This is a genomic window from Pseudoduganella violacea, assembly GCF_014191875.1.
Classification (GTDB): domain Bacteria; phylum Pseudomonadota; class Gammaproteobacteria; order Burkholderiales; family Burkholderiaceae_D; genus Rugamonas; species Rugamonas violacea_A.
On record NZ_JACHXD010000012.1, the window covers coordinates 20635 to 34424 of the forward strand.

A 13790-nucleotide genomic window follows, 5' to 3' on the forward strand; every position below is an offset into this window, starting at 1 on the left:
TCCTCCATGTCCGATATGAACACCCTGGCCGCGCTGCGCGCGCGGCTCAGCCCCGCGCAACTGGCGAAACTCCAGGAGCGCCTGAGTGGCGCGGGCAAACCCGCCGCCGGCGCCGCATCGGCGCAAACCATATCGCGCCGCGCTTCAGGCGGTGCGGCCGAACTCTCCTTTTCCCAGCAGCGCCAGTGGTTTTTGTGGCAGCTCGATCCAGACAGCGCGGCCTACCATCTGAGCGGCGGCTTGCGCTTAAGCGGCCGCCTGGACGCCGAGGCATTGCGCGCCAGTCTGGAGGCGCTGATTGCACGCCATCCATCCCTGCGTACGATCTTCCGCCAGGAGCAGGATGGCAGCCTGCGCCAACTGGTGCAGGCGCCTCCCTCCGTCGGACTGCCTTGCCAGACTCTGAGCGCCGGCGAGCTGGAAAAGGAAATACGCCGCATCTGCTCACAGCCCTTCGATCTGGCAAGCGGTCCTTTGTTGCGCGCGGCCTTGTTCAGGCTGGGAGAGGATGAGCACCAGCTGGTGGTGGTCATGCATCATATTGTCTCGGATGGATATTCCACCCAGCTGATCCTGGATGAGCTGGCGCAGCGATATGCCGCCCGCGTGCAGGGAAGGGTGCTGCAACTGCCTGAACCGCCAATTGAGTACGGCGATTACGCGGCATGGCAGCGCAATTTGCTGGCGGGTGCGGAAGGCGACCGGCAACTGGCCTGGTGGCGGAACCTGTTGGGAGAGCAGCAACCCGCGCTGAACCTGCAAACGGCCCGTCCGCGCCAGGCCGAGGGAGCGTATGGCGCGGCACGCCATGCTGTCCAACTGCCATTCGAGCTGGTTGCTGCATTGCGGCGCCAGGGGCAAAATCACGGAGCGACTTTTTTCACGGCGCTGCTTACGGCGTTTCAAGCCCTGTTATTTCGCTACAGCGGCCAGACTGATATCCGTGTCGGCGTCCCCGTCGCCAACCGCCATCACGCGGAAACGGCGGGTCTGGTTGGTTTTTTTGTGAATACGCAGGTGCTGCCGGCGCGTCTGGACGCGAAACTGCCGCTCCAGCGGCTGCTGGAGCAGACCCGCGACAATGCTCTCGGCGCGCAGGCGCACCAGGATTTGCCGCTGGATTGGCTGGTCGAAGCCATGCAGGTGGAGCGCAGTCTGACGGGTAATCCGCTGTTCCAGGTGATGTTCAACCATCTGCGGCTGGATCATGGCTCCCTGGCTCAATGGCCCGGTCTTGCGGTGGAACGCATCGACTTCGACGAGCAGAATGTGCAGAGCGAGCTATCGTTGACAACTTACGAAAGCTCCGATGGCAAGGTGATGGCCAGCTTCAGCTACGCGCCGGAACTGTTCGATGCGGCCTATATCGAAGGCATGGCGGAACATTATCTGGTGCTGCTGCAAGCCTTGGCAGGCAAACCGGAGCAGACCCTGAGTGACATCGAGCTGCTGAGCGAAGCGCAGCAAGCCCGCCTGGCGCAATGGGGCAACAACCGCAAACATCACGATGGCGAAGAGCCGGTGCATCGCCTTTTCGAAAAACAGGCCGAGAACCAGCCGGCATCCTGCGCGCTGCTGTTTGGCGATGCGTCGCTGAGCTATGGCGAGCTGAATGCGCGCGCCAACCGGCTGGCCCATCATCTGATCGAGCTTGGCGTGCGGCCCGAGAACAAGGTCGGCGTCGCCTTGGAGCGCTCCTTCGAGATGGTGGTCAGCCTGCTGGCTATCCTGAAGGCCGGTGGCGCCTACGTGCCGCTCGACCCGGAATATCCGGCCGAACGCCTGCGCTATATGGTCGAAGACAGCGGTATCGGCCTGCTGCTGACGCATAGCCAGTTGCTGCCGCAGTTCCGCCACGACGGCGTGACCGCGTTGGCCGTGGACCAATTGAACCTGGACGAACAGCCGGCGCACAATCCGGCAACGGCTCTGCATGGCGAGAATCTGGCGTATGTGATCTACACCTCCGGTTCGACCGGCAGGCCGAAAGGCGCGGCCAACCGCCACCGTTCCCTGTACAACCGTCTGGCGTGGATGCAGCAGGCTTACCGGCTGACGCCTGCCGATACGGTGCTGCAAAAGACCCCGTTCAGCTTCGACGTCTCGGTCTGGGAATTCTTCTGGCCGCTGATGATCGGTGCGCGGCTGGTGATTGCCGCGCCGGGCGAACATCGCGAACCGGCGCGCCTGCGCGAGCTGATTTGCCGCCATCAGGTCACCACCCTGCATTTCGTGCCGTCGATGCTGCAAGCCTTCCTGGCGCATGAGGGCGTGACGGATTGCCGCAGCCTGACGCGCATCGTCTGCAGCGGCGAGGCCCTGCCTGCCGAGGCGCAGCATGGTGTCTTCAAGTTGCTGCCGCAGGCGGCGCTCTACAACCTGTATGGCCCGACCGAAGCGGCCATCGACGTCACCCACTGGACCTGCCGTGCCGACGGCGGCAGCCAGGTGCCGATCGGCCAGCCGATCAGCCAGACCAAGACCTACGTGCTGGATGGCGAGCTGAATCTGGTCCCCGCCGGCGTGGCGGGCGAGCTGTATCTGGGCGGGATCGGCCTGGCGCGCGGCTATCTGGAGCGCTCCGCGCTGACCGCGGAGCGTTTCGCGGCCGATCCTTTCGACCCGCTGGGTGGACGGCTGTACCGTACCGGAGACCTGGTGCGCTGGAACGGCGAAGGCCAACTCGAATACCTGGGCCGTCTTGACCACCAGGTGAAGATACGCGGCCTGCGCATCGAGCTGGGAGAGATCGAAGCCCAATTGCTGGCGCAGCCGGAGCTGCGCGAGGCGGTGGTTGTGGCACGCGAAGGCGCGGCCGGGACGCGGCTGGTGGCCTATGTCTCGTCGCAAGCTGGCGCGAGCTGCGAAGCAAGCCAGATACGCGAGCGTCTGGCCAAGCTGCTGCCGGACTATATGGTGCCAAGCGCCATCGTGGTGCTGGAGACGCTGCCGCTCAACGCCAACGGGAAAATTGACCGCAAGGCCTTGCCTGAACCGGAGCAGCAGCAGGCATCCCAGTACGAAGCCCCGCAAGATGGGGCGGAAGCCGCCCTGGCCGCCCTGTGGGCCGAATTGCTGGGGATGGACAGCATTGGCCGCAACGACAACTTCTTCCAGCTGGGAGGGCATTCGCTTCTGGCCGTCCAGCTGACGGCCCGCATTCAGCGGGATATGCAGTTTGAATTGAGCGTCAAGGACGTGTTCCGCCATCCGGTTCTTGCGGAGATGGCGCGGCATATCGGCGCTCAGTGCGGAAAGTCCAATGAACAGGCCTTGGCTGACCTGGATTCCTTTATCGATAGTTTGGAGAATGTTTGATGAGTGACGTCGCAACGCGCCGTATTGCGGAGAAATTTGCGCAACTGTCCGCCGGGCAGCGCCGTGCGGTGTACCAGCGCCTGAGAGCGGATGGCATGAGCATCGGCCAGTTCCCGATCCTGAAGCGCGACGGATCGGCGGCGCAGGCCTGCGCCTTGTCATACGCCCAGGCGCGTCAATGGTTCCTATGGCAGCTGGACCCATCCAGCACGGCCTACCATATCGCTGGCGGACTTGCGTTGAAGGGCGAGCTGAATGTCGATGCTGTGCATGGCGCCTTTTCTACGCTGGTGGCGCGCCACGAAGCGCTGCGCACGGTGTTCAAGCCGGGCAGCGATGGCTTGGCCGAGCAAGTCATCCTGCCGAAGCTGGATCTGAATATTGAGCTGACCGATCTGAGCGCTCTGGCCGAAGACGTGCGCGAAGCGCGCGTGCGGCAGGAAGCCATGCGCATCAGCCAACAGACCTTTGATCTGACCCAGGGGCCGCTGTTGCGCGTTGGCCTGATCAAGTCCGCCATCGATCGGCATGTGCTGGTCGTGGTCATGCACCATATCGTTTCCGATGGCTGGTCGATGCAAATCATCGTCGACGAATTTGCGGCGCTGTACCGCGCTGCGGTGCAGGATGGCGCCGCAGAACTGTCAGAGCTGCCGATCCAGTACGCGGACTACGCCGTTTGGCAGCGCAGCTGGATGGAGGCAGGGGAGCAGGAGCGCCAACTCGCCTATTGGACAGGACAATTGGGCAAGGAGCCGGCCGTTCTGCAATTGCCGGCCGACCGGCCGCGCCGTGCCGATGGCATTTATAGCGCCGCGCGCCACAGCGCCACACTGCCATCCGAACTGGCATCCAGCCTGCGGAAACTGGCGCAAACACAGGGCGCAACCCTGTTCATGGTTTTACTGTCCGGTTTCCAGTCCTTGCTGAACCGCTATACAGGACAGACCGATGTCCGTATCGGCGTGCCGATCGCAAACCGCCACCGCGTGGAAAGCGAGAGGGTGATCGGCTTCTTCGTCAATACGCAAGTGCTGCGCAACCGGCTGCATGGCCGTATCAGCCTGGCGCAGGCGCTGGCGCAGACGCGTGACGCAGCCCTGGGCGCGCAGGAGCATCAGGATCTGCCATATGAGCAGCTGGTGGAGGCGCTGCAGCCGGAGCGCAGCTTGAGCGGCAATCCGCTGTTCCAGGTGATGTTCAATCATCAGCGCACAGATTATCGCGCCCTGCAGCATTTGCCTGGACTGGAACTGAACGATTATGCCTTGGATCGCCAGCAGGCGCAGTTCGAACTGACGCTGGATACGCGGGAGGACGAAAACGGCGTGCTGAGCGCCACCTTCAGCTATGCCGCCGACCTATTCGACGAGGCGACTGTTGCGCGCATCGCGCAGCATTACCAGGCCATTCTGCAAGCCATGAGCGGCAACCCGGAACAATTGCTGGGCGATGTCGAGCTGCTGGATGAGGAACAGCATGCCCAGTTGCAGCAATGGAGCGATAACCACGAACATCACGATGGCGAAGAGCCGGTACATCGCCTTTTCGAAAAACAGGCCGAGAACCAGCCGGCATCCTGCGCGCTGCTGTTTGGCGATGCGTCGCTGAGCTATGGCGAGCTGAATGCGCGCGCCAACCGGCTGGCCCATCATCTGATCGAGCTTGGCGTGCGGCCCGAGAACAAGGTCGGCGTCGCCTTGGAGCGCTCCTTCGAGATGGTGGTCAGCCTGCTGGCTATCCTGAAGGCCGGTGGCGCCTACGTGCCGCTCGATCCCGAATATCCGGCCGAACGCCTGCGCTATATGGTCGAAGACAGCGGTATCGGCCTGCTGCTGACGCATAGCCAGTTGCTGCCGCAGTTCCGCCACGACGGCGTGACCGCGTTGGCCGTGGACCAATTGAACCTGGACGAACAGCCGGCGCACAATCCGGCAACGGCTCTGCATGGCGAGAATCTGGCGTATGTGATCTACACCTCCGGTTCGACCGGCAGGCCGAAAGGCGCGGCCAACCGCCACCGTTCCCTGTACAACCGTCTGGCGTGGATGCAGCAGGCTTACGGGCTGACGCCTGCCGATACGGTGCTGCAAAAGACCCCGTTCAGCTTCGACGTCTCGGTCTGGGAATTCTTCTGGCCCCTGATGATGGGCGCGCGGCTGGTGATTGCCGCGCCGGGCGAACATCGCGAACCGGCGCGCCTGCGCGAGCTGATTTGCCGCCATCAGGTCACCACCCTGCATTTCGTGCCGTCGATGCTGCAAGCCTTCCTGGCGCATGAGGGCGTGACGGATTGCCGCAGCCTGACGCGCATCGTCTGCAGCGGCGAGGCCCTGCCTGCCGAGGCGCAGCATGGTGTCTTCAAGCTGCTGCCGCAGGCGGCGCTCTACAACCTGTATGGCCCGACCGAAGCGGCCATCGACGTCACCCACTGGACCTGCCGTGCCGACGGCGGCAGCCAGGTGCCGATCGGCCAGCCGATCAGCCAGACCAAGACCTACGTGCTGGATGGCGAGCTGAATCTGGTCCCCGCCGGCGTGGCGGGCGAGCTGTATCTGGGCGGGATCGGCCTGGCGCGCGGCTATCTGGAGCGTCCCGCCCTGACCTCGGAACGTTTCGTGGCCGATCCTTTCGACCCGCTGGGTGGATGGCTGTACCGTACCGGAGACCTGGTGCGCTGGAACGGCGAAGGCCAACTCGAATACCTGGGCCGTCTTGACCACCAGGTGAAGATACGCGGCCTGCGCATCGAGCTGGGAGAGATCGAAGCCCAATTGCTGGCGCAGCCGGAGCTGCGCGAGGCGGTGGTTGTGGCACGCGAAGGCGCGGCCGGGACGCGGCTGGTGGCCTATGTCTCGACGCAAGCTGGCGAGAGCTGCGAAGCAAGCCAGATACGCGAGCGTCTGGCCAAGCTGCTGCCGGACTATATGGTACCAAGCGCCATCGTGGTGCTGGAGACGCTGCCGCTCAACGCCAACGGCAAGGTGGATCGCAAGGCGCTGCCGGAGCCGGATTTCAGCTCCGCCGCATATGAGGCGCCGCAAGGCCGGATCGAAGAGAATCTGGCGGCGCTCTGGTCCGAGCTGCTGGGCGTGGAAAAAATTGGCCGCCAGGATAACTTCTTTGAACTCGGCGGCCATTCCCTGCTGGCTTTGAAACTGCTGGAGCGCATGCGTGGCCAAGGCCTGCCAGCCCAGGTGCGCAACCTGTTCCAGTATCCACAACTGGCAGCGTTTGCCAAGGTGCTGGAGCAGGATGCCTCGGCATACGGATGTGTGGCCGTACCGCCGAACGGCATTCCGAAGGGCTGCATTGCGTTGACGCCGGAGATGGTGACGCTGGCTACCCTCAATGCCGAGCATATCGCCATCATCGAATCGGCGGTTCCCGGCGGCGCTGCCAATATCCAGGATATTTACCCGCTTGCCCCGCTGCAGGAAGGCATACTCTTCCACCATGTGCTGCAAAGCGAGGGCGATGCCTATGTTACGCCGCAGATGCTCAGTTTCGACAGCGAGCAGCGTCTATCGCGATTTGTGGAGAGCCTGAACCAGGTTATCGCGCGCCACGATATTCTGCGCACAGCCGTGCTGTGGGAAGGCTTGAAGGAGCCGCTGCAGATCGTATGGCGCGAGGCGCGCCTGCAAACGCAGTGGCTGGATGCCGGGACCGACGACGCTGCCGCCGTGCTGACCGCCGCCGTCAATCCTGCCCGCTACCGCATCGATGTGCGACAGGCACCGATGATACGGGCGTTGGCCGCGCGCGACCAAGCAAGCGGACGCTATCTGCTGCAACTGCCTAGCCATCACTTGGTAGTGGATCACACCACGCTGGAGCTGCTGGTTGAGGAAATCGGCTTGATCCAGCAGGACAGGGTATTGCCGCCCGCTGTGCCGTTCCGCGATTTTGTGGCACAGGCGCGTTTCGGCGTCAGCCAGGAAGAGCAGGAGGCTTTCTTCCGCCAGATGCTGGGCGATGTCGAAGAACCGACGGCGCCGTTCAACCTGATCGACGTTCAAGGCAATGGCAGCGCGGTCGAACAAGCCAGGCTGGAATTAGCGCCGTCCCTGTCCGCCCGCTTGCGCCAGGCGGCGCAGGGCCATGGCGTGAGCGCGGCGACGCTCTTCCACCTGGCCTGGGCCGTGGTGCTGGCGAAGGCTTCCGGCAAGGATGATGTGGTCTTCGGCACTGTGCTGTTTGGCCGTATGCAGGGCGGCGAGGACGTGAGCCGCGCGCTTGGCCTGTTTATCAACACCCTGCCGCTGCGCATCCGTTTGGGAACCCAAGATGTGGTGCAATGCCTGCGCCAGACCCAGGCCGCGCTGACCGGATTGCTGCAGCACGAGCATGCCAGCCTGTCGCTGGCGCAGCGCTGCAGCGGTCTGCCGGGCGGCACGCCGCTGTTCTCGGCTCTCTTGAATTACCGCTACGGCAGCAAGCCGTCCAATGATGCGGGCATGTGGCAGGGCGTGGAACTGCTGGGCGGCGAGGAGCGCAGCAATTATCCGCTTTCCATGTCGGTGGACGATATGGACGGTGACCTCGCGCTGGTGGCCCAGGTGCCGCCAGCCATTGGCGCATTGCGTCTATGCGAAATGATGCAGGAGACTTCTGCCGCCCTGGTGGACGCGCTGGCCTTGCAGCCTGCCACGCTGGCATGCGAGCTGCCAGTGATGAGCGGGATGGAAATGGCGCTGCTGCGTCAATGGAGCGTGAATCGCCGCCGTCATGCCGACGCCGCGCCGCTGCATCGGTTGTTTGAGCGTCAGGCGGCCTTGCAGCCGCATGCCCAGGCCTTGCTGTTCGGCGAGCAGGTCTTGAGTTATGCTGAGTTGAACGCCAAGGCCAACCGTCTGGCACATCGCTTGCTGGCCCTGGGCGTCAGGCCGGAGGACAAGATCGGCGTCTGCATCGAGCGTTCCATCGATATGGTGGCCGCCTTGCTGGCGATTCTGAAAACCGGCGCGGCCTATGTGCCGCTGGACCCCGAGTATCCGCCTGACCGCCTGCAGTATATGGCCGAAGACAGCGCAATCGGCCTTTTGTTAAGCCACACCGCCCTGCAGGGCATCGCTCCGGGACTCTCACCGGAGCGCGTGCTGCTGCTCGACCAGATCGATCTGAGCGCCGAGAGCGTGGTGAATCCGGATATCCCCGTCCACGGCGAAAATCTGGCATATGTGATCTACACCTCCGGTTCGACCGGCATGCCCAAGGGCGCGGCCAACCGGCACTATGCGGTGGCAAGCTGCATGCTGTGGATGCAGGATACCTATCATTTGAATGCGGATGATACGGTGCTGCACAAGGCGCCGTTCGGCTTCGACGTATCGGTCTGGGAGCTGTTCTGGCCTTTGACCTCGGGCGCGCGCCTGGCTCTGGCTTTGCCGGGCGACCAGCGCGACCCGGCTCGACTGGTCGCACTGATACAGCAACATCAAATCACGACCGTGAACTTTGTGCCCGCGATGCTGCAGGCCTTCCTGGCGCATGAGGGCATCGAGGCCAGCACGCGCCTGAAGCACATCATCTGCGGCGGCGAAGCCATGCCGGCGGAAACGCAGAAGGAGACTTTCCAGCGCCTGCGCCAGGCGCGTCTGCACAATCTCTACGGCCCGACGGAAACCGCCATCCACGTCACCAATTGGGCCTGCCGCGACGATGGGCAGAGCCAAGTGCCAATCGGCCGCCCGATCAGCGATACCAGCGCCTATGTGCTGGATGCGGGCCTGAGCCTGACGCCGGCCGGGGTGGCGGGCGAACTGTATCTGGGTGGCGTAAGCCTGGGACGCGGCTATCTTGGCCGCCCGGGCCTAAGCGCGGAACGCTTTGTGGCCGATCCTTTCGATCCGCGCGGCGGCCGCCTGTACCGCACCGGGGATCTGGTGCGCTGGAACGAGGAAGGCCAGCTCGAATATCTGGGCCGGATCGACCACCAGGTGAAAATCCGCGGCTTCCGCGTCGAGCTGGGCGAGGTCGAGGCGCAGCTGCTGGCCCAGCCCGAGGTGCGGGAGGTGGTGGTAGTCGCCAAGCAGGGACCAGGCGGCACGCTGCTGGTGGCCTATCTGTCCGCACATGAGGGGCAGGGCGTTGACGTGGCGTTGCTGCGCGAACGCCTGCGCCGCACGCTGCCCGAGCATATGGTGCCGGGTGCGATCATGGTCATGCCAAGCCTGCCGCTGAATGCCAACGGCAAGGTGGACCGCAAGGCGCTGCCGGAGCCGGAACTGGCGGCCCGCAGCTATGAAGCGCCGCAAGGCGAACTGGAAGAGACATTGGCCGCCATCTGGTCCGATGTGCTGGGTCAGGTACGTGTGGGACGGCAGGACAATTTCTTTGAGCTGGGCGGCGATTCGATCCTGAGCCTGCAAATTGTTGCGCGTGCGCGGCGCGCGGGTTGGGACTTGAATCCCAAGCTGATGTTCGAGCGTCCAACGATTGCCGATCTGGGATGCGCGCTGCGCCCGCTGGAAGCCGTGGCGCAAGCCGCGCCGCAGCAGGCGCGTGGCCGCTTAAGCGATTATCTGAGCGGTCCGGCGCTGTCAGCTCTGCCTGTCGACCAGGCCGACATCGAGGATGTGTATCCCTTGTCGCCGCTGCAGGAAGGCATGCTGTTCCTGTCGCTGGAGGCGGCGGGCAGCGGCCTGTATATGAATCAGCTCAGCGTAGCGGTGACCGGCTTGAATGCGGCGCGCCTGGCGCAGGCTTGGCATGTGATGGTGCGACGCCACGCGGTATTGCGTACCGGTTTCGTATGGCAGGCCGGCGCCGACATGGCTTTGCAAATGGTCTGGCGCGAAGCGGATGCCTTTGTCGAAACACTGGACTGGCGCGGCCACGGCGATATTGCGGCAAGCCTGAGCGAACTGCGCTCGGCCGAACTGTTGCGCATCACCGATTTCTCGCGCCCCGCGCTGGCCCGCCTGTTCCTGCTGCGCGTGGGTGAGAACGAGCACCGCCTGCTCTTAAGCATGCACCATATTCTGCTGGATGGCTGGAGCCAGTCACGCCTGCTCGGCGAGCTGCTGCAAACCTATGGCGGCCGGACGTTGGAGCCGGTGCAGGCACATTACGGCGACTATATCCGCTGGCTCAAGCGTCAGCCCGGTGAGGCTGCGGAGGAATATTGGCGCGGCCAGTTGCAGCACCTGGACGGCCCAAGCCTGCTGGCGAGCCGCCGTCGCGAGGAGACCGGCTACGGAAAAATCTATCTGCGCTGGGACGCGGCGCAGACCCGTGTCCTGTCCGACAACGCCAGAACCCAGCATGTGACGGTGAATACGGTGGTGCAGGCGGCATGGGCAACCCTGCTGCAGCGCCATCTGGGGAAAGACACCGTTTGCTTCGGTGCGACGGTGGCCGGACGTCCGGCCGACCTGGCCGGCGCGGAGGAAATGGTCGGCCTGTTCATTAACACCATTCCGGTATTGGCCGCGCGTCAGCCGCAACTGCCAGTGGGCGAGTTCCTGCGCCGCCTGCAGGCGGCCAACCTGGATGCGCGCCAATACGAGCATACGCCGTTGGCGCAGATCCAGCGCTGGGGCGGCAGCGGCGGCCAGGCGCTGTTCGACAGCATCATCGTGTTCGAGAACTATCCGATGCACAAGGCCTTGAGCGAGCCGCTGGCGCATGGCCTGAGCTTTGGCGATGTGGGCAGCGAAGGCCTGACCGGCTACGCCATGGACTTGCAGGTCACGCTGGAAGGCGCGCTGGAAATCGAATTCTGCTACGCGCGCGCCAGCTTTGGCGAGGACGAGGTACTGGCCCTGCGCGCGGAAATGGACGAGCTGTTGCAGGCCATGAGCGGCGCGCCGGAGCTGCCGATGGGCGAGCTGAAACGGCTCAAGGCGCCGGCGGCCGAAGCGGTTCTGGCGTTGGGCCGGACCGGCTTCAGCCAGCGCCCGGCCTGGGTGCATCAGCAGATCGAGCAGCATGCGCGCCTGCGTCCGGATGCGGTAGCGCTGCGCATGGGCGATCAAACCGTCAGTTTTGCCGAGCTGAATGCGCGTGCCAACCGCCTGGCGCACTGGCTGCTGGGGCAGGGAGTGAAGCCGGAAGACCGCGTGGCGGTGCTGCTGCCGCGCTCCACGGATATGATCGTGACGTTGCTGGCGATTCTGAAGGCCGGCGCCGGTTATGTGCCGCTGGATGCGGAGTATCCGCTGGAGCGCCTGCGCTACATCATCGGCGATTGCGCGCCGGCGCTGCTGATCGGCAGCGGCGCGTACCAGCATAATCTGCCTTGCCCAACGGTCTGGCTGGAGCAATTGCAGCTCGAAGGCGGGAATGCGGCCAACCCCGGCGTTGCCCTCGGCGAGCACCAACTGGCGTATGTGATCTACACCTCGGGATCGACCGGCCAGCCGAAGGGCGTGGCTGTCGCGCATGGTCCGCTGGCCATGCATTGCGCGGCGACCAACGAGATATACGCCACGCAGCCCGATTCTTGCGAGCTGCTGTTCATGTCCTTCTCCTTTGACGGCGCGCACGAACGCTGGATCAGCGCCCTGACAGCAGGAGCGTCGGTCGCCATCCGCGATCCGGAGGTCTGGACGGCGGAACAGGCCAGCGATGCGCTGCACCGCTATGGCGTGTCCACCGTTGCCTTCCCACCGGCGTATTTGAGCCAATTGGCCGATTGGGCCGGCATCGCGGGCAATCCGCCGCCGGTGGAGTTGTATGTTTTTGGCGGCGAAGCCATGCCCAAGGCGGGATTTGAACAGGTACGCCGCCATTTGCGGCCGCAGCGCTTGATCAACGGCTACGGCCCCACCGAAACCGTGGTCACGCCGCTGATTTGGCAAGCGCGCGGCGGCGACAGCTTTGCCTGCGCCTATGCGCCGATCGGCCGTCCGGTGGGCGAGCGTACCGCCTATGTGCTGGACGCCGATATGCAATTGGTGCCGCACGGCGCGGTGGGGGAACTGTATATCGGCGGCTACGGCCTGGCGCGCGGCTATATCGGTCGCAGCGATTTGACGGCGGAGCGTTTTGTGGCCGACCCATTCAGCGTCAACGGTGGACGCCTGTACCGCACCGGTGATCTGGTGCGCTGGCTGGACGATGGCAATGCCGAATACATCGGCCGCGCCGACCATCAGGTCAAGATCCGCGGCTTCCGCATTGAATTGGGCGAGATCGAGGCGCAGTTGCGCAAGGTGGCGGGCGTTAGCGACGTTGCCGTGCTGGCCGCAGCCGGCGACGGTGGCGCCAGCCTGCAGGCCTACCTTGCCAGCGATGCGCCAGCCCAGGAGGTGATGCAGATGGCGCGCATGGCGGTAGCCGATACGCTACCGGACTTCATGCAGCCGTCCGCCTACGCGGTGTTGCCGAAACTTCCGCGTCTGCCGACCGGCAAGCTGGATCGGCATTCCCTGCCGCCGATCCAGGCTGAAAGCGCGCGGCAGTACCGCGCGCCATCCACGCCAGAAGCACAGCTCATGGCAGGCTTGTGGCAGGAAGTGCTGGGCATCGAGACGGTGGGCGAAACCGACAATTTCTTCGAACTGGGCGGCGATTCGCTGCTTTGCCTGAAGCTGATTTCGCGTATGCGCGCCCTGAAAGATGCGCGCTTTAACTTCAAGCTGCGTGATTTGACGCAAAAGCCGACCATTGCCAAACTGCTTGGCCTGGAAGCGGAAGAGCAGGCGGCGCAATCCGGCGTCACGCTTCTGAACCGCGAAGGCAGCGAGCCGCTATTCTGCCTGCACGCGGGATTCGGCACCATTTTCGATTACCAGCCGCTGGCCAGGAAACTGGATGGCGTGGCCACTGTCTACGGCATCGCCTGTCGCATGCTGGCTGACAGCACCCATGTGGATGCCTCGCTGGAGCAGATGGCGCGCGACTATGCCAGCATGATTCGCCAGACGCAGGCTGCGGGACCCTACCGCCTGCTGGGGTGGTCGCTCGGCGGCACGCTGGCGGCAATGGTGGCGGCGCTGCTGGAAGCGGACGGGCAGTCAGTCAGTTTTGCCGGTCTGGTCGATCCCTTCATCCCCGGCACCGAGCAGGCGGCAATGCCGCCGTGGCAGCAGGATTTCAGCGATTTCCTGTCCCAGGTGCTGCCGGGCGTGACGCTGGATGCCTTGCCGCCGGCTCCAGGCCCCGAGCTGGAGGCGCTGCTGGCGCAGGCTTTGGCTGGCAACCCCAGCGTCTATGGCGCAATGGGGGCGGCCGAACTGCTGCGTGGATTCGAAGTGGCGCGCCACCTGAAAGCGCTGTCGATCGAAGCCGGGCCGCTGCGCAAGCTGGCTTGCCTGCCGCATTACTGGTGGGCCGAGGGCCGGGATGCCGATCAGAAGGCGGAACTGCTGCGCCAGACCGGCGCGCCAGGGACGTCCAGTGACATCGCGGCGGGGCATTACACCATCACACGCAGCGAGCAATGGCTGGAGCAGGCGGTGCGCTTGGGAGAAGGAGTGTTGCAGGGCTAGAGAAAAGAAACCCCAGATCAAGGTCTGGGGTTT

General features: G+C 64.3%; 2 protein-coding genes. Both read left to right on the forward strand.

The features are described 5' to 3' along the window. The first annotated feature begins 6 nt into the window (after window positions 1-6). On the forward strand, window positions 7-3318 hold the full coding sequence (locus FHS03_RS19815) for a non-ribosomal peptide synthetase (RefSeq protein ID WP_183442668.1): 3312 nt from the start codon (window positions 7-9) through the stop codon (window positions 3316-3318). After that, window positions 3318-13757, forward strand: coding sequence for a non-ribosomal peptide synthetase (locus tag FHS03_RS19820; protein ID WP_183442669.1), 10440 nt, complete (start codon window positions 3318-3320; stop codon window positions 13755-13757). The genes FHS03_RS19815 and FHS03_RS19820 overlap by 1 nt, the downstream gene beginning before the upstream one ends. Window positions 13758-13790: the final 33 nt, after the last annotated feature.